The following is a 22,267-nucleotide window of genomic DNA, read 5'->3' as shown; positions in this document are numbered from 1 at the left end:
ATTTTAAAGATTTTTTTCACACAATATTGTAGTTGGTCGACACTTTAAAAGTTCAAATACTTATAGTATCTTTGCAAGATTATTCCTTTAAAAGCCCATGAATACTAATATTTTGAACGTTAACCCTAAGGAAAACATCATTATTAAAGGTGCTAAATTGCACAATTTAAAAAATATTGATGTGGTGATACCAAGAAACCAATTGGTGGTTATAACAGGCTTATCGGGTTCTGGTAAATCAAGTTTAGCGTTTGATACACTGTATGCTGAAGGTCAAAGACGTTATGTTGAAAGTTTATCAAGTTATGCACGCCAATTTTTAGGAAGGCTTAATAAACCGAAAGTTGATTATATAAAAGGCATAGCTCCTGCTATTGCGATTGAACAAAAGGTAAATTCTACCAATCCCAGATCTACGGTAGGCACCACTACCGAAATATATGATTACCTTAAGTTATTATTTGCTAGAATTGGTAAAACCTATTCACCCATTTCGGGTCATGAAGTTAAAAAGGAAACTGTTACTGATGTATTAAACTACGTAAAAACTTTTGATGAGGGTGAAAAACTGTTACTTCTTGCTCCTATTCATCTAGAATCTGGAAGAGCTTTAAAAGACAAATTAAAAGTCTTGAATCAACAAGGTTATGCAAGAATTAAAGTAGATACAAAGGTGGTAAGAATTGATGAAATAGACCTTTCAGATAAGAATGCAAAGGATATTTATTTAGTAGTTGATAGAGTTATTACAAAAAATGAAGCGGATTTTTTTAACCGATTAGCCGATGCCGTACAAACTGCTTTTTTTGAAGGCAATGGCGAATGCATCATTGAAACACTTAAAAGTAACAATCAACGTGTTTTTAGTAACCGATTTGAATTAGATGGCATTACTTTTTTAGAGCCTAATGTACATCTATTCAGCTTTAATAATCCTTATGGTGCTTGCCCTAAATGCGAAGGCTATGGTGATATCATAGGAATAGATGAAGATTTGGTGATACCCAACACAGGGCTTTCTGTTTATGAAAATGCTATTTTTCCATGGCGCGGAGACAGTATGAGTTGGTATAAAGATCAATTGGTCAATAATTCACACAAATTTAATTTTCCAATTCACAAGCCATATTTCGAATTAACTCAAGAACAAAAACAACTTGTTTGGGATGGGAATCAATATTTTGAAGGTCTCAACTCATTTTTTACAGAATTAGAGTCAAAAGCCTATAAAATTCAAAATCGGGTGATGTTATCTCGTTATCGCGGGAAGACCAAATGCAAAGCCTGTAAAGGGAAACGTTTACGTGTAGAAGCTAATTATGTAAAAGTTGGGGGTGTTACCATAACAGACCTAGTAGAAATGCCATTAAAGACCTTGTCTAATTTCTTTAAACAACTAGAGCTTAATGATTATGAGACTCAAATTGCTTCAAGATTGCTAAAGGAAATAAATAACCGCCTTTTATTTTTATCTAATGTAGGATTAGATTATTTAACTCTTAATAGACGTTCAAACACCTTGTCTGGAGGAGAAAGTCAAAGAATTAATTTAGCAACCTCACTGGGAAGTAGCTTGGTAGGTTCTATGTATATATTAGACGAACCAAGTATTGGGCTTCATCCAAAAGACACTGAAAAATTAATTTCTGTTTTAAAGTCGTTGAGAGATTTAGGCAATACGGTTATTGTTGTTGAGCATGACGAAGACATCATGAAAGCCTCTGATAGCATCATTGATATTGGCCCCGAAGCAGGCACCTTTGGTGGTAGCGTGGTTGCAAATGGCAACTATGAAGATATTTTAGCTTCAGACTCGTTAACTGCACAATACCTTAATGAATCACTAAGAATTGAAATTCCCAAAACCAGACGGTCTTCAAAGTACCATGTTGATGTTATTGGAGCTAGAGAGAACAATCTTAAAAACATCAATGTAACGTTTCCTTTAGGTATGTTAACGGTTGTTACGGGTGTATCTGGTAGTGGTAAAAGCACACTGGTGAAAAAGATTTTATTTCCAGCATTACAAAAACAATTAACAGACTTTGGTGATAGACCTGGGCAGTTCACGGCACTAAATGGTAATTTTGGCAATTTAAAAAATATTGAATTTGTAGACCAAAACCCTATTGGGCGCTCTTCAAGATCTAATCCTGTTACTTACATTAAAGCTTATGATGATATTAGAGCACTATTTGCTAATCAAAAACTTAGTAGAATAAGAAACTACAAAGCAAAACATTTTTCATTTAATGTAGATGGCGGGAGGTGCGAAACTTGTAAAGGCGAAGGCGAAGTTACTATTGAAATGCAATTTATGGCCGATGTGCATTTAGAATGCGAAACCTGTAAAGGAAAACGTTTTAAGAAAGAAGTTTTAGAGGTAACGTTTGCAGGTAAAAATATTGATGACATTTTAAACTTGACCATAGATGACGCCATTGCTTTTTTTGAAACCAATAATCAAACTAAAATTAAGCATAAACTTCAACCATTACAAGATGTTGGTTTGGGCTATGTAACTTTAGGTCAAAGTTCTTCTACGCTTTCGGGCGGTGAAGCCCAACGTATTAAATTAGCATCGTTTTTGGGAAAGGGAAACAATAAAGACAAAGCTTTATTTATTTTCGATGAACCTACAACGGGCTTACATTTTCATGATATTCAGAAGTTGTTAAAATCGTTTAATGCCTTAATAGACAATGGACACTCCATTATAGTAGTAGAGCACAATATAGAACTCATTAAATGTGCAGACCACATCATAGATTTAGGTCCTGAAGGCGGTGAACACGGCGGAAACCTAGTAGCTTTTGGAACTCCTGAAGAAATCATTAAAAACACAAATTCGGTCACTGGGAAATACCTTAAAAGCAAGCTACATTGAGTTTTTTCTAGTAAAACAAAAAGCCAACAAATATTAAGACCAAAAAGGCTATTGGAAGCACAAAACTTAAATATAAAAATGAAATAAGCCACGTTTTAATAAAACTAGATAGCCATCCGTTTTCATAAAATTGTTTTACTGCAACTAATAAATAAAAGAAAGTTGATAATATTACAAGTGATTCTATCCAACCGGGAATGTCAATCATGGTATTTACTACTAGTATGACACTAAAAACAGTAAATAAAAATGCAAAATAATAAAAGCTAAATACTAAATGATAGGCATAAGTACCTTTCCTGTAAAAGAGCATTTTAAGAATTAATGCAAAAATTGGTAATAAAATAAACAATGCCACTGGTATGGCGTCATAAGCAGCTTGAACTATTTGACCGCCATTTCGTTGCTTTAGAAACTTTAAAGTCTGCGCATAAAACTTTCGCTTTAAGTAGCCAGCGTTATCTTCCATCCCCATGACTTTATAAATCTCTTTATCTGAGGCACCAGAAGCAACAAGCGAATCCACGTTTCTAAAATTATATCCAAAATCTGATTGCAAAACAGAACCTCCTTCGACTTCAGTTTTAATTAAAGAATCTAAAACTTTTACATTATCATTGTTAATCTCCTTAAAACTAATGTTATTTAACGGCGTTAGGACACTATCAATTTTTACCGAATCTAAAACCTTGGTGGTCTCTGTTTTTAAACTATCTAACACGTAAGGCTCAACTGCAGCATTTTTAAGAGCTTTATCAATGTTTTGAACGTTTTCCCTAACTATTAGTGTTGACATTAAAAAGAAAAAAATTACCGATATAAATAAATATAATTGTGCAGGATGTAGATAGAGCAAACGTTTACCTCCAACAAATTTTTTCGCTAAATACCCTGGTTTCAGCATTAAGGGTAGAAAACTTTTAAAAAATCGGGCATCAAAAGAAAAATAGTTGCTTATGGTATTATAAAACAATACACCCACCGTAAGATTATCTTTTGCTTGTTGCCCACAATGCGGACAAAATTTGAAGCACTTTTCAAAGGTGTTTTCACAATTTTTGCAAATGATTGTAGAATTCCTCGTCAAATTAAACCAGTTTTCATAAAAATATGAAAGTTTTTAGAATAAGACTAGCACAGTTATATTAAGTTTATAAATATTTTCAAAGAATAGTATTGCCCTTTTTAAATGAAATATTCTAAAAAAATAAATTGATAGTAGTAATTCAAATAACTTCTCAAATAAAAAATAACGATTAACCCTTTAATAATAAGGCTTACAAGCGCCTTACTTTTTTTTGGCACGCTGTTTGGTAACATTTAAATGTATTCACATTAAAATTTTACGATTATGAAAAATTTACTATTCTTTATAGCAGGTTTTATCCTTACAGGATTAACTGTTAACGCGTCAACCACCAATTCAAATAATTTAATAACATCTACTTATATTGGAGGTTATGGTAATTCTTTCATATTTGTAGAAAATGGTATTGAATTTTCTGTGTTTCCGGATGGACAATTTGATTTCAATATTTTAAGGGGTAATTCTCGTTTTAATGCCTCATTTAATTCACCTCATGTTAGCATTAGCTTCAATTCAGGCTATGATTATAATGCTTTTGTTCAGTATGATGAATTTGGCGCCGTAATTCAAATTGAAAATACACCTATTTTTTATGATTACTACGGGCGTATTGTTCAGGCAGGAAATGTGAACATTCATTACAACAATTTTGGCTACGTTAACAGGGTTGGAGGTTTGTATGTACACTATAATAGATATAATGTATTCTCACATTGTACAGGATTTATAAACATATACAATAGACACTATGTTTTTAGACCTTGGCACAGGTTTTATGCCATTCCTTCTGTAAATTATTGCGTAGTATATAACAGACCCTATAGAAGATTTTATAACCCAGTTAGATATGTATATTCTAGACCTTTCTATAACAATTATAGACCTATAACATCTGTTGCTAGTAGAAGAGGTACCAGTATTATAAGAAATAGAAATTATGCCACGGTTAATAGAAGTTCCAGAAACGTTACTAGCATTAATAGAAATGTAAGTAGAAGAGGATTTGCTAAAGTAAACGATTCCAGATATGCAACAACTTCAGGAAGAAATGCTGTTACTAACAGAAGCACAAGAAGTCATGATTCAAAAATTGTTAGAGGAAATAGTTCTGGAAGAAACAATACCATAGTAACAAAGCCTGAAAATAGAAGAAATTCTCAAATTGCAAATACTAAAGGAATGAGAGAAAACGTTAGTAGAACAACAAGACCCGCAACAACTAATAGGTCATCACATTCTATAACGCGAGATAGAAATAATTCAAAAATTGAAAAACCAAAAAGTACAAAGTCTCGTAATTATAATAGTACTAGTTCTAGGAGAACACCTCAAGTTGTTAATAGATCTTCAAGATCACAAGAAAACATAGCTTCTAGACTAAGTACACCGAGAAAATCTAGTTCGCCGCAAAAATCATCGGTATCTAGATCATCAAAAGACAATAACTCTAGAGCAACTCAAAGTAGAGGTTCCTCTAGTAGAGATACAAGATCTACTCTATCTAGAAGAAGATCATAACCGTTTTGGTTGGTTAGTTGGAAAGTCCTGCGATATGTTTGCCTCAAAGCAACGTCGTGGGATTTTCTCTTTTACTGATTTCTTTTGATAGACTTACTTATGATACTCGAAATATCACTAGACAAGTTAAACTTATAAACGACTAGAAGATAACTTACACAAATCAGTATTGATTTCAGTCCTATATTAATAACAGGACTAAAAGAAAAATCCCAAAAATAAAAGAGTAAAGCCATTACTATAATAAGGCCTCCTGCCCTTAAACTATGCATCGTAAAAGGTAACATTTTAAAGTATCGATACACAAAAAACAATTTGCCAGTATTGTAGAAAAAAATGGCTAAAAAAGTGGCCAGAGCTGCACCATTAATACCATACAAAGGAATAAAAATCATATTAAGAACTATCATTGATACAACTAAAACAACTCCTAAAATTAAAACTATTTTGTAATAATCGCTATTAAATAAAATGGCATTATTACTACCTAAAAGGGAGTCGTAAAGTTTTGCTACACTAATCAGTAAGACCACGTTTAAGCCCGAGCTAAATGCTACATCAATTAAAAGATACAACTCATTGATATTTAAAATAATCAATAAAAAAACCAATCCACTTATTACCAACAAGTTTAAAGAACTTTTTTGATACAAATTTTCTAAAGCATCATAATCTTTTTCATTTAAATAAGTAGCTGCGAGAGGTAATAAAATTTGATGCATAGATCTTTGGGGAACCGCTATGACTGTTGCTATAAATATGGCCACATTATAGTAGGCTATCTGCTCTATTGGTATATATTTTCCGAGCATTACTTTATCAACATCTAATAAAACTGTAGCTACAGAACCTGCAATAATTATTAGTGAAGAATATTTTAATATACTCCTTAAATTGCTAATTTTTTTAAAAACTATAACAGGCAATTTAATGCTAAAAGCAAAAAACATCATTATGAAAGTCCTTATCAAATAAACTACCACCAATCCCACCATAAACTGCTCTACATTAATTATATCAATGTAAAGTGACAACAGTAGAATCATGGTGCCTACTCTATGAAAGACCTCTTTCATAAAGTTTCCAAAAACCGTTTTCATTTGTACTTTCGCCCAAGCAAAAAATACCTCAAAGTATGCTAATGCTATGGCTATGAGCAAAGTATGCCATAAGTAGTTTTTTATGATGGTATTTTCTGTTGACAGAAACGCTCCAATTGATTCATGACAGATATACCCAATAACGCTTACAGGAAGCATAATAGCCAATGGTAAGAAAATCATCAAAGTTAAAAAGCTATGCAATGATACACGTGTTTTAAACGATGAATAAAACTTTACTAGGGTATTATGTGTACCAAAAGCCATTAAAGGCATCATAACGTAAGCTGCAGACAACATAAACCCAACCATTCCGTAGTAAGCATCACTTAGAAATTCAGTATATAAAAACAAGGTGTTAATGGCTCCAATCAAAAACCCCAAATAAGTAGTGATAACATTTTTAAAAGATTGTGAAGCAACAATACCCATTAGATTAATTTAGATAATGATTCTGTTAATTTCTTTCTGCTATATTTTTGTAAACCAATAGGAAATGATTGTAACGCTTCATTTTTATAGGCCTTGTAATGACTCAATATAGTTGTTTTTAACAAAGTGTAATCATCATAGCTAAAGTAGTTCCCGGTATTGGTATCCTTTACTATTTTTTCTACATCAGAGCCTTTAGGACCTAATGCAATTATAGGCCTATTAGATATCATATATTCAAAAAGTTTTCCAGGAATTATGCCCTTAGTTTCTTTGGAATTGATTTCAATGAGCAATAAAACTTGAGACTTTTTCTGATATTTCAGTGCTTCTTTATGCGACACATAACCCACATTACTTATATAACTTGTTAAATCATGTTTTTCAAGAGACTCAAGCACTTCGTTGCTTATTGAGCCAACAAAATTAATTTGCAAGTCTGTTGAAAAATTAGGTTCTTCCTTTATCAAATCACTCAAAGCTTTCCATAAAACTTTGGGATTTCGTTTTGACAGTAAAGACCCAATGTGTGATAAACTAAATTTAGAGTCTAATACTACAGGGGCAACAGATTCATAATCATATCCATTAGTAATGACTTCAATGGGTTTTGAGGTGATTTTAGAAAATTCATCTTTGGTAACAAAACTGGTTACAATAATTTGATTGGCGCTATTCAATACGCTTTTTTCTAAAAACAAATGCTTTTTTCTGGAACGCTTGGAAAGCTTCAATTTTTTATGATATCCAATGGTTGTCCATGGATCTCTGAAATCTGCAATCCATTTAACCTTTAAATTTTCTTTAAGCTGTATACCAATTAAATGTAGGCTATGAGGTGGTCCCGTAGTAATAATGGTTTCGATATTTTCTCTTTTAATATACTCAGAAAGAAACTTAACCGATGGTGCTACCCAATGCTTTCTAGCGTCTGGAATAAAGAAATTTCCACGTATGTAAAGCATAATCCTTTCAGTTAAACTCTGTGTTTGCTCATCTGAAATAATACCTTTACTTATCGTATTTGATTTCTTTTTAGAAAGGAATCTCGCCAATTTATAAGGCTCTTTTATGGGTAGCTTCAAAATAGCTACATCTTTAGAAACGTCATCAGTTAAAGTTTCATCAATTAAAGCATAATTAGGGTTTTCAGGTATAAATACAACAGGCTCTATATTAAAATCTGGTAAATACTTTACAAATTTTAACCAACGTTGTACTCCTGGACCACCAGCTGGAGGCCAATAATAGGTGATTATGAGTGCCTTTTTACGCACTTTACGTTTTGTTTTGTTTAAACTCAAAAAATAAACCTCCTAGAACTAATAATACCAATAATACAGAACTAGCTAAAGCAATAGTGCTACCCGTTTTTACTACATCGGGGTCAAATTTGAATTCGATGACGTGTTGACCCTTTGGGATATTCATACCACGTAAGGTGTAGTTTACGCGCACATGATTAGTTGGCGCTCCATTGATATATGTTTTCCATCCATTACCGTAATAAATCTCAGAAAACACCGCAAAACCATCATTTGAGTTGTTGGACGCGTATTTTAAATAATTGGGTTTTACTTCTTTTAAAGTGATTGAAGTTAAAGAATCTACTTCAAAACTAAGATTGTTTTCTGGTTTAAAGACTGAAGCTTTTAGTTGAGATTTGTGTATGGTTGCCACGTTCTTGTTATCTAAACTATCTAGCGCTAAAATTTCTTCGTTGGCAGTTTCAACAACTTTTAATTTTTTAACAAACCAAGCATTACCATTAGCTTTGTCATTTACGTAAGATATGATGCCTTCTTCACTGTCGGCAATGATATATTTGGTGTTTAGCATGTTTAGAACGTTAATGTTGTTCTTTGATACATAAAAGTCAAAAACTTCTCTGTATCGCTTTAATTCGGCAGCATTATATCCATTAAGAGAGTTATGAAAATAGGACGCCTTTGTTCTATTTTGAAGACCCTCATTGGAAATATCAAATACTCTGAAATGCGATTTATCTTTAAGTATTTCCTTATCAGCCGCATTGGCATTAAATGGTTTATTCATAGTAATGGCGGGGACAAAGTCATCATTATTGACATAACGTCGATTAACACCAATCAAATCGAAAAGAATGAGCACTCCAAAAATCACAAGCAACCACTGTTCTTTGAGCTTGCCTTTTAAATAATAGTAAATAGTTGCAGCAGAAAGTAATACCAAAACTAGTGTTCTTATAGTATCTGAAGTAAAAATAGCCCGCCTATCCTCTTTTATGGATCTGATAAAATCTTGCCCGTAATTCTGTATATAAACACCATCAGAAGCTCCAGAGAAATTAAACAACGTATCTTTTAAAAGTAAAAATAATATTGCTAAACCTCCTGTTATAACTGTAGTGTACTTTAATGCTTTTAACTTTTCTTCGTCTTTTTCAAAATTATTTAAGAGCTTTACCAAACTAAATACTGCCAATACAGGAACACATAATTCTAAGAGTACCTGAATAGAGCTTACCGCTCTAAACTTATTGTACAACGGTACATAATCAATAAAGAAATTAGTTAAAAAACTTAAATTTTTACCATAAGAAAGCAATAATGATAAAATTGTACCGCCAACCAACCACCATTTCAATCGTCCTTTTACCAAAAACAATCCTAGAACAAACAAAAACAAAACCACAGCCCCAACATAGGCAGGCGCCTCTACAATAGGCTGTTTTCCCCAGTACATGGGTGCATATTCGGCCGCTTCAAGTGCTTGTGTATGAGAGGCTCCTAATTTTCTATACGCCTCATAGGTATTGGAGTCTTTTCCAAGATTTTCAGAATTACCTCCACCCATAAATCTTGGAATAAAAAGATTAAAAGTCTCTACCAAACCATAACTAAATTGAGTAATATAATCTCTGTCTAAACCAGAAGTTACTTCCTTTGGCGATCCATCTGGATTTATAGTTAATTCACTTTTACCTCTGGTGCTTTCCTTTACATATTCTTTAGTAGCTAAAACACCTGTAGCATTTAATCCAATGGATAAAAAAACAGCTAACACGAGTATTCCAACAGATTTGAAATAATGCGACAACACCTTCTTTTTGTAAGCATCAATTAAATAAACCAAACCCAAAACAATAACTAGCAGTAACAAATAATAAGTCATTTGAAAATGATTAGAAACAATTTCTAATCCCATAGCTATCGTGGTAAGTAGAAAACCAGTAAAGTATTTTCGTTGGAAGGTGAGCAAAATGCCACTTAAAACCATGGGCATATAAGCAATGGCATGTGCTTTACTATTGTGACCTACTCCTAAAATAATAATTAAATAAGTTGAAAATCCGAAGGCTAAAGCGCCAATAGCAGCCAGTTTAAAATCGACTTTTAACACTAAAAGTAATATGTAAAAACTTAATAAATACAAAAATAAATAATCTGCTGGCCTTGGCAGAAACCTCAAGGCTAGGTCTAATTTTTTAATGTAGTTATTTGGATAAATAGCACCCAATTGGTAGGTAGGCATCCCTCCAAAAGCACTGTTAGTCCAATAGGTTTCCTCACCGGTTTCGGCTCTAAAATCCTTTTGTTGTTTAGACATCCCAATGTACTGCTTGATGTCATTTTGAAAAATAGCTTTCCCTTGTAAAACTGGACTAAAATAAGCTAATGAAATCGCTACAAACCCCAATAAAATTAGAATGTGAGGTAAGATTTTTTTAAATGAAATTGGCATGAAAGTGCTTTAAAATCAAATGATGGTGAAATTAATCAATTTCTTCGAAATCTACATAATCACCTACATTTTTATTGGAAGTCTTTTGCTTAGGTATTTTATCAATACTCACTTCACCTTCTTTTTTTGGTTTATCATGTTTTTGATTCCTTTGGAACTGTCCTCCAAATTGCTGACCAAAACGCTCTTCAGCTTTTTTTGCAACAAAGCGTATTAAAAAAGGAGATAATAAGCGTGCTATTATCTTCACCCCAAAATATATTAATAAAATGATAAGTATTGTTCTAACTAAACCCACTGCCGACGCATATTGAAGCATAAAATTTCTTTTTAGCAAAAATACAATTCTACTTGCTTAAAAAACGTTTAAAAATGATAAAAAAAGTATAAAATATCTATCTTTGGTAGCACATTGACAATGTGTTTGTAAAGTTTTTAAGCTTATTAAAACATAAAAAATTAATCATGAAGCCTTTCAAATCTACCCTATTCATTTTATTCTGTTTAATTACAACCTGCTGCTTTAGTCAATATACAGAGGTTATTAACTCCAATCGCCCCGGAGTCTCAAGAAGTGCCTTTTCCGTAGGTAAAAACGTAGTTCAATTTGAAATAGGCCCTTACTTTGTTAAAGAGAAACGAACCCCTGCGACTACTTACGAAGTGTCTGGTTTAGGCGCAGATTTTGCAGCTAGGTATGGCTTATTATTTGAGGAATTAGAGATTAACATTGAAGGCAATTATCAAAATGATATTAAAAAATACACCTATAATGCTGATGCAGAAGATAAACGGGCTAATTTTAAACACCTTTCTTTTGGTGCTAAATACTTAGTTTATGATCCCTACAAGAATGAAGAAGCTAACAAACCAAATCTATACAGTTGGAAAGCTAATCATGGCTTCAAATGGAACGATTTAATCCCAGCAATAGCAGTGTATGCCGGCATTAATTATGACACAAAAAACAACCCTTACACAGCTCCTGGTATTGAGGGGTTTAGTCCTAAAATAATGATTGCTACACAAAACAATTTTTCTGGTGGTTGGGTGCTCGTTATGAATTTAATAAAAGATAGGATTGGAACAAACCAATCTGATTTTCAATATATCTTAACACTTACACATTCTTTTAACCCAAAGTGGGTCATTTTTGGTGAAACCCAAGGGATTCAAAGTGAATTTTATGCAGACAATCTTTTTAGAGTTGGTGGTGCTCACTTGCTAAGTAAAGATTTTCAGTTAGATGCTGCTATTACATTCAACACAAAAGACACGCCTTCTGTTTTTAATGCAAGTTTGGGAGCTTCCTACAGGTTAGATTTTCACAGAGACCCCGAAGCAGAAAATACAAATGATAACTCATTTAAGCCTACCAAAAGAAATAAATCATCCAGAAAAAATAAAGATTCCAGTGATAATAAAATAAACAAGCGTAAAAAGAAAGCAATAGATTTCGATTAAATAAACCAATTCAACCAACCAAAGACTTTAACTATACATGATTACTATTAAAGAAGTTGGCTCTAAAAAAGATTTAAAGGCATTTGTAAAATTCCCTTTTAAGCTATACAAGGACTCCAAATATTGGACGCCACCAATTATAAGTCAAGAATTAAAAACCTTTGATAAAGACGAAAATCCCGTATTCAATGATGCTGAGGCTAGGCTATTTCTAGCTTATAAAAACAATGAAATAGTTGGTAGAGTGGCTGCCATTATTAATTGGTTGGAAGTGAAAGATCAGAATCAAAGAAAAATGCGTTTTGGCTGGTTTGATTTTATTGATGATTTAGAAGTATCTAATGCATTATTAAAAGAGGTTGAAGCTATTGGTAAAACACATAGCCTTGAATATACCGAGGGCCCTGTAGGATTTTCTAACCTTGATAAAGTTGGGGTTGTTACCGAGGGTTTTGAACATGATTCTCCTATGGTAACATGGTACAATTACCCTTATTATGCAAAACATTACGAAGCCGCTGGCTATAAGATAGAAAAAGGCTATATAGAAAGTGAATTTCCATTTAGCAATGTTAAACCTGAAACCTTTGAGAAAGCACAAGCACTTATAAAGAAACGTTACCAATTAACAGCTTTAAATTTTACCAAAACATCTGAGGTGATGCCTTATGTTGATAAAATGTTTGATTTGTTTAACGAAAGTTACGCATCTCTATCATCATTTGTAGCTATAACAGATATTCAAAAAGAATATTTTAAAAAGAAGTTTATCAGTTTTGTAAATCCAGAATACATAAAGTTTGTAATTGATAAAGATGATAATTTAATTGGATTTGCTATAGTGATGCCTTCTTTCTCTAAAGCACTACAAAAAGCTAAAGGCAAACTTTTTCCTTTCGGTTTTTTACATATTTTGAAAGCAAAAAAGCACAGTAAAGATGTTAATTTCTACCTTATTGGCATTCATCCAGAATACCAAAAGAAAGGGGTTCACGCTGTCATTTTTAATGAGTATTATAATACTTTTACAGAAAAAGGCATTGAATACTGTTACAGAACCCCAGAACTGGAAGACAATATAGCTATTCAAAAAATCTGGAAACATTTTGACCCAGTTATATACCGGCGACGAAAAACTTTTAAAAAAACCTTGTCATAAAAAAAGTCCGATGGTAAATCGGACTTTTTATTTTTCTAATACAATATCTACAATATTTTATTCACCCATAGCAGCCATAACTGCAGCTGACAACCGCTTGTAGGTGCCATTTTCAAGTCTATCTCTAATACCTTCAAAAGCGGCTAATGTTTCATTAACATCTTCTAAAGTATGAGTAGCCGTAGGGATTAAACGTAGTAGAATCATTCCTTTAGGTATTACAGGATAAACTACTATAGAACAGAAGATTCCGTAATTTTCACGTAAATCCTTCACTAAAGCCATAGCCTCTGGAATACTTCCTTTTAAGTATACTGGTGTTACACAACTTTGTGTAGTTCCAATATCAAATCCACGTTTTTTTAAACCAGACTGTAAGGCGTTTACATTTTCCCATAACTTAGCCTTTAATTCTGGCATGGTTTTAAGCATTTCTAAACGCTTTAGTGCTCCAACTACTAATTGCATTTGAAGCGATTTAGCAAACATTTGAGATCTTAAATTATATTTTAAATAATCTATAATTTCTTTGTCTCCTGCAATAAATGCTCCTGTACTAGCCAAAGATTTAGCAAAAGTTGCAAAATAAACATCAATATCATCTTGAACCCCTTGCTCTTCTCCTGCTCCTGCTCCGGTAGCTCCTAAGGTTCCAAAACCATGGGCATCGTCAACAAATAATCTAAAATTGAATTTTTTCTTTAAGGCTACAATTTCTTTTAAACGACCTTGCTCTCCACGCATTCCAAAAACACCTTCACTGATAACTAGAATGCCTCCACCAGTTTGTTCTGCCATTTTACTGGCGCGTTCTAAGTTTTTCTCTAAACTTTCAACATCATTGTGTTTATAGGTAAAGCGTTTCCCCATATGCAAACGTACACCATCTATAATACATGCATGTGCATCAACATCATATACAATAATATCATCTTTTGCAACAAGCGCATCAATAGTTGACACCATGCCTTGATATCCAAAATTTAAAAGATAAGCAGCTTCTTTGTTTACAAATGAAGCTAATTCATTTTGAAGCTTTTCATGTAAGTCTGTGTGACCAGACATCATTCTAGCACCCATTGGATAAGCTGAACCATATTGAGCAGCAGCTTCGGCATCCACTTTTCTAACTTCAGGATGGTTTGCTAGCCCCAGATAATCGTTAATGCTCCACGTAATAACTTCTTTGCCCTGAAACTTCATTCTATTTGAAATCTCTCCTTCTAACTTAGGAAATACAAAATATCCTTCTGCTTGAGATGCCCATTTACCTAATGGCCCTTTATCTCTATAAATTTTTTCAAATAAATCTTTCATTTATATAAATCTAAATGCTATAAAACTATATGATATAACTAAAAAAGGAAGTGCATTATAAGTCAACTGAACAATGTCTTATTTATACGAAATTATCAAAAAATAGTCCTTAGTTAGTTCGTGCAAAATTAACTATTTAAATGATTTAACCATAATTTTTAAAGCCCAATTATTCGTAAAACAAAAAAAGAGATTAAATTCTGCATTATAACAAAACCCAACCTCTTTTTTTGTAAAAAATATTTTTATTTTATGTACTGAACCTTCTGTATGGATTCTTCATGAATACTATCAAAAAACCCTTGGTCATTCATCCATTTATCACTGTAAACTTTACTCATGTATCTGGAGCCATGGTCTGGAAATATCACTACAACCTTATCACTATTTTTAAACTCACCAGCCTCACTAAGTTGTTTTAAAGCCTGAACAGCAGCTCCAGACGTATAGCCAACAAACATACCTTCTGTTCTTGCTATTTCTCTTGCTGTATGAGCACTGTCTTCATCGGTTACTTTAATAAACTCATCTATAGTGTCAAAATCTGTGGCTGTTGGAATTAGGTTTTTTCCTAAGCCTTCAATTCTATAGGGGTATATTTCATTAGCATCAAATTCTCTGGTCTCATGGTATTTTTTAATTACAGAACCAAAAGCATCTACACCAATAACTTTAATATTTGGATTTTGTTCTTTTAAATACTTTGCTGTGCCACTAATGGTACCACCCGTTCCACTACAAGCTACAAGATGTGTAATCTTTCCTTCTGTTTGATTCCAAATCTCAGCACCCGTTGAATGATAATGGGCATCAATATTTAATTGATTAAAATATTGATTGATGTAAACAGAACCTTTTCTTTCTTCGTGTAATCTTTTAGCAACTTCATAATATGACCTAGGGTCATCTGCACTAACATGCGCAGGACATACATAAACCTTTGCTCCCATGGTTTTGAGCATGTCTATCTTGTCTGGCGATGATTTAGAACTTACTGCCAAAACACATTCATAACCTTTAATGATACTAACCATAGCTAAACTAAACCCTGTATTACCAGAGGTGGTTTCTATGATAGTGTCACCTGGTTTTAAAATGCCCTGTTTTTCGGCTTGTTCAATAATGTAAAGTGCTATTCTATCTTTTGACGAGTGTCCAGGATTAAAGGATTCAATTTTAGCGTAAAAATCACCTTTAAATTTAGAGGTTATTCTATTAAGCTTAACAAGTGGCGTATTACCTATTAAGTCTAATACACTGCTATAAACCTTATTCTCTTGTTTCATTAAATGAATTTTATAAGCCGCAATATACTAATTAATACACGTCTTAAAACCTGACAAAAGTAAGGTTTTTTTTTAAATTAATTATTAATACCCTCTAAATCTAACAAAAATGCATATTCTAGAGCTACTTCTTTTAAGCTTTCAAATCTTCCAGATGCGCCACCATGACCAGAATCCATGTCGGTATGCAACAAAAGTATGTTGGAGTCTGTTTTCAGTTCACGTAATTTTGCAACCCACTTGGCAGGCTCCCAATATTGAACTTGAGAATCGTGTAAACCTGTTGTAACCAGCATATTTGGGTAGTCTTTAGCTTCAATATTATCATAGGGTGAATACGATTTCATATAATGATAATACTCTTTTTTATTAGGGTCTCCCCATTCATCATATTCTCCTGTTGTTAAAGGAATGCTATCATCTAACATGGTTGTGACAACATCTACAAATGGAACAGCAGCTAAGACCCCTTTATACAATTCAGGATTTAAATTTATCACAGCACCCATTAAAAGACCTCCTGCAGATCCTCCATAAGCGTATAAATGATGTTTAGACGTGTATTTTTTTTGAATTAAATATTTAGAACAATCAATAAAATCAAAGAATGTGTTCTTTTTAGTTAGTAATTTACCGTTCTCATACCAACTTCTCCCTAAATATTCACCTCCTCTTACATGTGAAATGGCATATATAAAGCCACGATCTAATAAACTCAGCCTAATGGTTGAGAAGGATGGATCTATTGTAGAGCCATAGGAACCATAAGCATATTGTAATAATGGATTGGAACCATCTAATTTTATTCCTTTTTTGTAAACCAATGAAATAGGAACTTGTACACCATCTCTTGCTGTTGCCCAAATTCTTTTAGACTCATAGTTGTTTTTATTAAATTTTCCACCTAAAACTTCTTGTTCTTTTTTAATCTCACTTTGTTTTGTTTTAAAATTGTAATCTATAACAGAGCTAGGGGTTGTTAAGGAGTTGTAGGAATATCGAAGAAACTCACTATCAAAATCTGGATTATTACCTATATAAACGGTGTAAGTTTCAGACTCGAATGGCAGATAATAATCTTCGGTTCCATTCCAACTCATGATTCGTAATTTATTCAATCCATTTTCACGCTCATTAACCACTAAGTGGTTTTTGAAAATCTCAATATCTTCTAGCAAAACATCATTTCGGTGTGGAATAACTTCTTCCCAATGGTTTATAGAAGTGTTATTCTCATCAGTTTTCATTAATTTAAAATTTGTGGCGCCATTGGCATTGGTCATTATGTAAAAACAGCCATTATAGTGAGCTATACTGTACTCTAATTTTTTTTGACGCTCCTGAAACACTTTAAACGAACCATCGGGGTCATTAGCATTCAAAAATCTATACTCTGTTGACAGGGTGCTAGATGAACCAATGATGATGTATTGTCTGGATTTTGATTTATAAACAAAGGTGTTAAAAGTATCATCTGCTTCATGATATACTTCAATGTCTTTCTCAACTTTAGAACCTAACTTGTGTTTGAATATTTTGTGAGAGCGCAGTGTCACTTCATCTTTCGTGGTGTAAAACAAGGTCTTGTTGTCATTTGCCCAAGTTACACTACCTGTAGTGTTTTTAATGTTGTCTTCTAAAATCTCACCAGTTTCTAAGTTTTTAATTTGAATGGTATATTGTCTCCTACTTACTACATCTGTCGAAAATGCTGCTAACTTGTTATCTGGACTTATAGCAATCCCCCCTAACTTGAAATACGCGTGTTCCTTGGCCATATCATTACAATTAAACAGCAATTCCTCTGGGGCTTCTAGGGATTCTTTTTTTCTGACATAAACAGGATAATCTTTTCCTTTTTCATAACGTGTCATATACCAATACCCATTCAGTTTATAAGGAACGGTAGTATCTTCTTCTTTTATCCTAGATTTCATCTCTTCAAATAATATTTTTTGAAAAGATTCTGTATGTTGCATTACTTTTTTAGTATATGCATTTTCAGCATTTAAATAATCAATAACTTCTTTATTTTCTCGCTGGTTTAACCAATAATAGTTATCAATTCTAACATCGTTATGAATTGTTAGTTTTTTAGGTTTTTTTATGGCAACAGGTGCATCATCCAGAATATTAGGTTCTGTCATTTTAGTTTCTTCTTTACACGAAAGCGCAAAAATAATACTTAAGAATAAAATAAAACTCCAACTTTTCATTTTAAAATTTCTATGTCATTAATTTACCTATTAAATTTGTACTTCTAACCATTAAAATTAAGATTTATGTTTGGAGATATGATGAATATGATGGGTAAGCTAAAGGAAACCCAAAGAAAAGTTGAAGAGACAAAAAAACGTTTAGATACCGTTTTAGTTGAAGAAAAAAGTTCTGATGGTAAATTAAGTGTAACCCTTACGGCTAACAGAGAGATAAAATCTATTTGTATTGATGATGAACTACTACAAGATAAGGAGCAACTTGAAGATTACTTAATATTAACACTAAATAAAGCGATTGAAAAAGCAACGAAAGTAAATGAAACTGAACTGGCAGCAGTAGCCAAAGAAGGCATGCCTAATATTCCTGGAATGGACATGTTTAAATAGTGATTAGTGTTTAGTGTTTAGTGTTTAGTGTTTAGTGTTTAGTGTTTAGTGTTTAGTGAAATCAATTTTATTTAGCAAACGTAAAAATTTTTCATGCATATTATTTGTGTAATCTAAATGGGTGACTACTCTTAGTTTATGACCTCCCATACTAATGATGTGTATGTTTTTGTTGGCTAACTTTTGAACAAATTCATTTTCATTTACATCATCATTTAGTTCAAAAATCACAATATTAGTTTCTACAGGTTCTACCTTTTTTATGCAGGATAGTTTAGAAAGCACACCTCCTATGTCTTTAGCTTTTTTATGATCTTCGGCTAATCTATCCATATTGTTTTCTATAGCATAGATACCCGCCGCAGCCAAATAACCTACCTGCCGCATGTTGCCTCCAAAAACTTTTCTAAGTCTTAATGCATTTTGCATGATAGTTTCATTTCCAACTAAAACAGACCCCACAGGACAACCTAATCCTTTACTTAAGCACACCGAAATAGTATCGAAAATTTCTCCATATTGCTGTGTTGTTTCTTTTTTAGCAACTAATGCATTCCACAATCTGGCTCCATCTAAATGAATCCCTAAATTATTATTTAAACAAATATCTTTAATCTTTAGTAGTTCATCATAATCCCAACAAGCCCCGCCACCTTTATTAGTTGTATTTTCAATGGCTACCATACTTGTAGGTGCATACCAATAGTCACTAGGATTAATAGCTTCATCAACCTGTTTTGCTGTAAACATACCTCTATTTCCATTTAGCAATTTGCAGGAAACACCACTATTAAAAGCAACACCACCCGATTCATAATTATAAATATGGGCGTATTTATCAGAAATAATTTGATCACCAGGTTTAGTATGTAGTTTAACAGCTGTTTGGTTTGCCATGGTTCCACTAGGAAAAAACAAGGCTTTATCTTTTCCAAACATATTTGCTATTCGTTCTTCCAATAAATTAACAGTCTCATCTTCTCTAAAAACATCATCACCAACATTTGCTTGAATCATATAATCCAACATAGCTTTTGTTGGTTTTGTAACTGTATCACTTCTTAAATCAATTTTCATATTGAATAATTTATAGAAAGTTATTCTCTTGTTAAAGAGTTAAATCTAAAAAAATATACGAAGTTATTTCAGCTAATCACTATTAATTATATTTTTGTTCCAAACAAATACAACTATGATTACATCAGATCAAATTAAAGATCTTAATACCCGCCTTGACAAACTAAGGCACTATCTTTGACATAGATAGGAAGCTTATTGAAATTCAAAACGAAGAAGAACAAACCTTTGATCCTAATTTCTGGGATGACCCTAAATCTGCCGAAGTAGTTATGAAATCACTTCGAGTAAAAAAGAAGTGGGTTGAAGATTATAACACAATTAAGGCTCAAATTGAAGATTTAGAAGTACTTTACGAGTTCTACAAAGAAGGAGAAACTCCTGCCGAAGAAATTGAATTGCATTTTAATAAATCTGCCACATTTCTAGAAGATATTGAGTTTAAAAATATGTTATCTGATGAAGGTGATGGATTAAGTGCTGTGCTTCAAATTACTGCTGGTGCTGGAGGTACTGAAAGTTGTGACTGGGCCAGTATGCTCATGCGTATGTATTTAATGTATGCCGAGAAGAGCGGTTATAAAGTCAAGGAACTAAATTATCAAGAAGGGGATGTTGCTGGCATAAAAACAGTGACGCTTGAAATTGATGGTGATTTTGCTTTTGGTTGGCTGAAAGGTGAGAACGGTGTACACAGGCTAGTGCGGATTTCCCCATTTGATAGCAATGCCAAACGGCATACAAGCTTTGCCTCAGTGTATGTATATCCATTGGTGGATGATACGATTGAAATAGAAATAAATCCTGCCGATATTGAAATAACTACGGCTCGTTCTAGTGGTGCCGGCGGACAAAACGTTAACAAAGTTGAAACCAAAGTACAGTTAGTTCACAAACCTACTGGTATTCAAATTTCATGTTCTGAAACGCGTTCTCAGCATGATAACAGAGAACGTGCTATGCAAATGTTGCGCTCTCAACTGTACGAAATAGAACTAGAAAAGCAACGTGCCCAAAGAGATGACATTGAGGCGAGTAAAATGAAAATTGAATGGGGTAGCCAAATACGAAATTACGTGATGCATCCTTATAAATTGGTAAAAGATGTGCGCACGGGTCATGAAACTGGTAATGTAGATGCGGTAATGAATGGCGATATTAATTCATTTTTAAAATCCTATTTAATGAGTATGGGACAAAAACAAGAAGAAACAGACCAATTATAATATGCATAAAATAGATACATTTATTTTCGACCTTGGTGGTGTTCTTATAGATTGGAATCCAGAATATGTTTACCTTGATGAATTCAATGGTGATAGAGACAAAATGCAATGGTTTTTTGATAACATTTGTACAAACAACTGGAATGAAAACCAAGATGCTGGTTACCCTATGGCAAAAGCTACTGAAGAGCGTGTAGCCATGTTTCCAGAACACGAAGAACTCATTAGAATGTTTTATGGTCGATGGGTAGATATGTTGGGAGATTCCATATCAGGTACCGTTGAAATTTTGAAAAAAATCATAAATTCTAACAACTATAAAGTTGTGGCTTTAACTAATTGGAGTGCAGAAACTTTTCCAATAGCACTAGATAGGTTTGAATTTTTACAATGGTTTGAGGGCATTATTGTTTCGGGAGAAGAAAAAACCAGAAAACCCTTTGATGAAATTTACCATTTAACTTTAAATCGTTTTAATATAAAACCAGAAAAATCAATTTTTATTGATGATAATGCTCGAAATATTGAAGCAGCAAATAATTTGGGGATTAATGGTATTAGATTTAAAAGTCCAGAGCAACTAATTGAAGATTTAAAACCATACAACATCAATTTGTAATGATTAAAATATATCACAACAATCGCTGCAGTAAATCACGTTTGGGGGTTGCAGTATTAGAAGCATCTGGTAAAGATTTTGAAATTGTAAAATATTTAGAAGATATTCCAAGTAAAAACGAATTACAGAATATTATCAATCTTTTAGGTATTAAACCTATAGCGCTTGTTAGAAAAAGCGAAGCTGTTTGGAAAGAGCAATACAAAGGCAAAGATTTAACGGATTCTGAAATTATTACCGCCATGGTAGAAAATCCTAAACTCATTGAAAGACCCATAGTTGTATATGGCAACAAAGCCGTTATTGGAAGGCCCACGGAAAAAATTCTTGATATAATTTAATTTTGTAATAAAACAAAATAGGATTTAAAATTTATTTTTAAAGGAATACTAATAATTGTATTTAATAAAAAAATAAGGACTCTTGTAAAGGCAGGAGTTTTATCTAACAAAAAAAAGGAAGCTAAATTAGCTTCCTTTTTAATATTTATTTAAAAAATTTATTAAACGTTTTTAGCGCTTAGCTTTCTTGGCTTCTTTTATTTCTTTCATTCTTTCAATAAACGCACCACCAATCCAATATGGAATTACGAATGTTAACAAAAAAATCATTAACCAAAACCCAATGGTCAAAATAGTTAAAAAAGCTAAAAATCCTAAATATTGGTCAAATTCAAACATAATTTTTGGTTGTATTTTTATAAATCTCTTGCAAAGATAATGCAAAGCCATTTGTTATACAACATGTAATTTAAATTTATTAACAG

18 protein-coding genes are annotated in these 22,267 nt (G+C 32.7%); 8 read left to right on the top strand and 10 right to left on the bottom strand.

Annotation, left to right across the window (positions count from 1 at the left end; genetic code table 11):
• The first annotated feature begins 97 nt into the window (after positions 1 to 97).
• A complete protein-coding gene (gene uvrA / locus DFQ02_RS04655; protein ID WP_116039830.1) occupies positions 98 to 2,887 on the top strand; it encodes an excinuclease ABC subunit UvrA in 2,790 nt (929 codons plus the stop codon).
• 7 nt (positions 2,888 to 2,894) lie between these two features.
• On the opposite strand, the gene DFQ02_RS04650 is transcribed toward uvrA, so the two are convergent.
• Positions 2,895 to 3,974: a DUF3667 domain-containing protein gene (locus DFQ02_RS04650; RefSeq protein WP_116039829.1), complete on the bottom strand. Its 1,080-nt coding sequence runs from the start codon at positions 3,972 to 3,974 to the stop codon at positions 2,895 to 2,897.
• Positions 3,975 to 4,238: 264 nt separating this feature from the next.
• Between DFQ02_RS04650 and DFQ02_RS04645 the strand changes: the two genes are divergently transcribed.
• On the top strand, positions 4,239 to 5,492 hold the full coding sequence (locus DFQ02_RS04645; RefSeq protein ID WP_116039828.1) for a hypothetical protein: 1,254 nt from the start codon (positions 4,239 to 4,241) through the stop codon (positions 5,490 to 5,492).
• Positions 5,493 to 5,563: 71 nt separating this feature from the next.
• On the opposite strand, the gene DFQ02_RS04640 is transcribed toward DFQ02_RS04645, so the two are convergent.
• From DFQ02_RS04640 to DFQ02_RS04625, 4 genes are read right to left on the bottom strand one after another with little or no spacing between them, the layout of a single operon-like run.
• Positions 5,564 to 7,024 (bottom strand): lipopolysaccharide biosynthesis protein, encoded by a 1,461-nt coding sequence (locus tag DFQ02_RS04640; protein ID WP_116039827.1) that lies wholly within the window; start codon positions 7,022 to 7,024, stop codon positions 5,564 to 5,566.
• The gene (locus DFQ02_RS04635; RefSeq protein ID WP_116040053.1) at positions 7,024 to 8,301 is read right to left on the bottom strand and encodes a glycosyltransferase family 4 protein; all 1,278 of its coding nucleotides are present in this window, start codon (positions 8,299 to 8,301) and stop codon (positions 7,024 to 7,026) included. The genes DFQ02_RS04640 and DFQ02_RS04635 overlap by 1 nt, the downstream gene beginning before the upstream one ends.
• A gap of 1 nt (position 8,302) precedes the next feature.
• On the bottom strand, positions 8,303 to 10,747 hold the full coding sequence (locus DFQ02_RS04630) for a YfhO family protein (RefSeq protein ID WP_116039826.1): 2,445 nt from the start codon (positions 10,745 to 10,747) through the stop codon (positions 8,303 to 8,305).
• A 31-nt stretch (positions 10,748 to 10,778) separates the two neighbouring features.
• On the bottom strand, positions 10,779 to 11,066 hold the full coding sequence (locus DFQ02_RS04625) for a DUF4834 family protein (protein WP_116039825.1): 288 nt from the start codon (positions 11,064 to 11,066) through the stop codon (positions 10,779 to 10,781).
• Between the two features lie 146 nt (positions 11,067 to 11,212).
• On the opposite strand from DFQ02_RS04625, the gene DFQ02_RS04620 reads away from it, so the two are divergent.
• Positions 11,213 to 12,211, top strand: coding sequence for a transporter (locus DFQ02_RS04620; RefSeq protein WP_116040052.1), 999 nt, complete (start codon positions 11,213 to 11,215; stop codon positions 12,209 to 12,211).
• A gap of 37 nt (positions 12,212 to 12,248) precedes the next feature.
• Positions 12,249 to 13,370: a GTP cyclohydrolase gene (locus tag DFQ02_RS04615; protein WP_116039824.1), complete on the top strand. Its 1,122-nt coding sequence runs from the start codon at positions 12,249 to 12,251 to the stop codon at positions 13,368 to 13,370.
• Positions 13,371 to 13,427: 57 nt separating this feature from the next.
• Here the strand turns inward: DFQ02_RS04615 and DFQ02_RS04610 are convergent, their stop codons facing one another.
• The 3 genes from DFQ02_RS04610 to DFQ02_RS04600 all read right to left on the bottom strand — a co-directional run bounded on the left by DFQ02_RS04610 (position 13,428) and on the right by DFQ02_RS04600 (position 18,189).
• Complete coding sequence (locus DFQ02_RS04610; protein ID WP_116039823.1) at positions 13,428 to 14,687, bottom strand: aminotransferase class I/II-fold pyridoxal phosphate-dependent enzyme; 1,260 nt, start codon at positions 14,685 to 14,687, stop codon at positions 13,428 to 13,430.
• Positions 14,688 to 14,932: 245 nt separating this feature from the next.
• Complete coding sequence (locus DFQ02_RS04605; RefSeq protein WP_116039822.1) at positions 14,933 to 15,973, bottom strand: PLP-dependent cysteine synthase family protein; 1,041 nt, start codon at positions 15,971 to 15,973, stop codon at positions 14,933 to 14,935.
• Positions 15,974 to 16,050: 77 nt separating this feature from the next.
• Positions 16,051 to 18,189 carry a S9 family peptidase gene (locus tag DFQ02_RS04600; RefSeq protein WP_116039821.1) on the bottom strand — a complete coding sequence of 713 codons (2,139 nt, stop codon included), beginning with the start codon at positions 18,187 to 18,189 and terminating at the stop codon, positions 16,051 to 16,053.
• Positions 18,190 to 18,255: 66 nt separating this feature from the next.
• Here DFQ02_RS04600 and DFQ02_RS04595 point away from each other — a divergent pair, with 66 nt between their 5' ends.
• Positions 18,256 to 18,579: a YbaB/EbfC family nucleoid-associated protein gene (locus tag DFQ02_RS04595; protein ID WP_116039820.1), complete on the top strand. Its 324-nt coding sequence runs from the start codon at positions 18,256 to 18,258 to the stop codon at positions 18,577 to 18,579.
• Positions 18,580 to 18,624: 45 nt separating this feature from the next.
• Here the strand turns inward: DFQ02_RS04595 and DFQ02_RS04590 are convergent, their stop codons facing one another.
• Positions 18,625 to 19,656 carry a threonine aldolase family protein gene (locus DFQ02_RS04590; RefSeq protein WP_116039819.1) on the bottom strand — a complete coding sequence of 344 codons (1,032 nt, stop codon included), beginning with the start codon at positions 19,654 to 19,656 and terminating at the stop codon, positions 18,625 to 18,627.
• A 115-nt stretch (positions 19,657 to 19,771) separates the two neighbouring features.
• Here DFQ02_RS04590 and prfB point away from each other — a divergent pair.
• The 3 genes from prfB to arsC all read left to right on the top strand — a co-directional run bounded on the left by prfB (position 19,772) and on the right by arsC (position 21,842).
• Positions 19,772 to 20,882, top strand: a protein-coding gene (prfB, locus tag DFQ02_RS04585) for a peptide chain release factor 2 (RefSeq protein WP_116039818.1) whose coding sequence is annotated in 2 segments (ribosomal slippage) — positions 19,772 to 19,834 and positions 19,836 to 20,882 — 1,110 coding nt in all. Because the reading frame shifts where the segments join, the coding sequence is not laid out codon by codon here.
• Between the two features lies 1 nt (position 20,883).
• Positions 20,884 to 21,501 (top strand): HAD family hydrolase, encoded by a 618-nt coding sequence (locus tag DFQ02_RS04580; protein ID WP_116039817.1) that lies wholly within the window; start codon positions 20,884 to 20,886, stop codon positions 21,499 to 21,501.
• On the top strand, positions 21,501 to 21,842 hold the full coding sequence (gene arsC / locus DFQ02_RS04575; protein ID WP_116039816.1) for an arsenate reductase (glutaredoxin): 342 nt from the start codon (positions 21,501 to 21,503) through the stop codon (positions 21,840 to 21,842). Before DFQ02_RS04580 ends, arsC begins: the two co-directional genes overlap by 1 nt.
• Positions 21,843 to 22,013: 171 nt before the next feature.
• Here arsC and DFQ02_RS15155 read toward each other — a convergent pair whose 3' ends face one another.
• On the bottom strand, positions 22,014 to 22,181 hold the full coding sequence (locus tag DFQ02_RS15155; RefSeq protein ID WP_181896353.1) for a hypothetical protein: 168 nt from the start codon (positions 22,179 to 22,181) through the stop codon (positions 22,014 to 22,016).
• Between the last annotated feature and the right edge of the window lie 86 nt (positions 22,182 to 22,267).

It is taken from the genome of Seonamhaeicola aphaedonensis (genome assembly GCF_003386195.1).
In the GTDB taxonomy this organism is placed as follows: Bacteria; Bacteroidota; Bacteroidia; order Flavobacteriales; family Flavobacteriaceae; genus Seonamhaeicola; species Seonamhaeicola aphaedonensis.
The sequence above is the reverse complement of the archived record's forward strand: the minus strand, read 5'-3'. Positions and strand labels throughout refer to the sequence as shown.

Excerpts from the sequence above, each read along its gene's own strand:
- DFQ02_RS04615 (WP_116039824.1), top strand. The coding sequence starts at position 12,249 with ATGATTACTATTAAAGAAGTTGGCTCTAAAAAAGATTTAAAGGCATTT.
- DFQ02_RS04625 (WP_116039825.1), bottom strand. The coding sequence starts at position 11,066 with ATGCTTCAATATGCGTCGGCAGTGGGTTTAGTTAGAACAATACTTATC.
- DFQ02_RS04595 (WP_116039820.1), top strand. The coding sequence starts at position 18,256 with ATGTTTGGAGATATGATGAATATGATGGGTAAGCTAAAGGAAACCCAA.
- DFQ02_RS04640 (WP_116039827.1), bottom strand. The coding sequence starts at position 7,024 with ATGGGTATTGTTGCTTCACAATCTTTTAAAAATGTTATCACTACTTAT.
- DFQ02_RS04600 (WP_116039821.1), bottom strand. The coding sequence starts at position 18,189 with ATGAAAAGTTGGAGTTTTATTTTATTCTTAAGTATTATTTTTGCGCTT.
- DFQ02_RS15155 (WP_181896353.1), bottom strand. The coding sequence starts at position 22,181 with ATGTTTGAATTTGACCAATATTTAGGATTTTTAGCTTTTTTAACTATT.
- DFQ02_RS04580 (WP_116039817.1), top strand. The coding sequence starts at position 20,884 with ATGCATAAAATAGATACATTTATTTTCGACCTTGGTGGTGTTCTTATA.
- DFQ02_RS04590 (WP_116039819.1), bottom strand. The coding sequence starts at position 19,656 with ATGAAAATTGATTTAAGAAGTGATACAGTTACAAAACCAACAAAAGCT.
- DFQ02_RS04620 (WP_116040052.1), top strand. The coding sequence starts at position 11,213 with ATGAAGCCTTTCAAATCTACCCTATTCATTTTATTCTGTTTAATTACA.
- DFQ02_RS04630 (WP_116039826.1), bottom strand. The coding sequence starts at position 10,747 with ATGCCAATTTCATTTAAAAAAATCTTACCTCACATTCTAATTTTATTG.
- DFQ02_RS04610 (WP_116039823.1), bottom strand. The coding sequence starts at position 14,687 with ATGAAAGATTTATTTGAAAAAATTTATAGAGATAAAGGGCCATTAGGT.
- arsC (WP_116039816.1), top strand. The coding sequence starts at position 21,501 with ATGATTAAAATATATCACAACAATCGCTGCAGTAAATCACGTTTGGGG.
- DFQ02_RS04605 (WP_116039822.1), bottom strand. The coding sequence starts at position 15,973 with ATGAAACAAGAGAATAAGGTTTATAGCAGTGTATTAGACTTAATAGGT.
- uvrA (WP_116039830.1), top strand. The coding sequence starts at position 98 with ATGAATACTAATATTTTGAACGTTAACCCTAAGGAAAACATCATTATT.
- DFQ02_RS04645 (WP_116039828.1), top strand. The coding sequence starts at position 4,239 with ATGAAAAATTTACTATTCTTTATAGCAGGTTTTATCCTTACAGGATTA.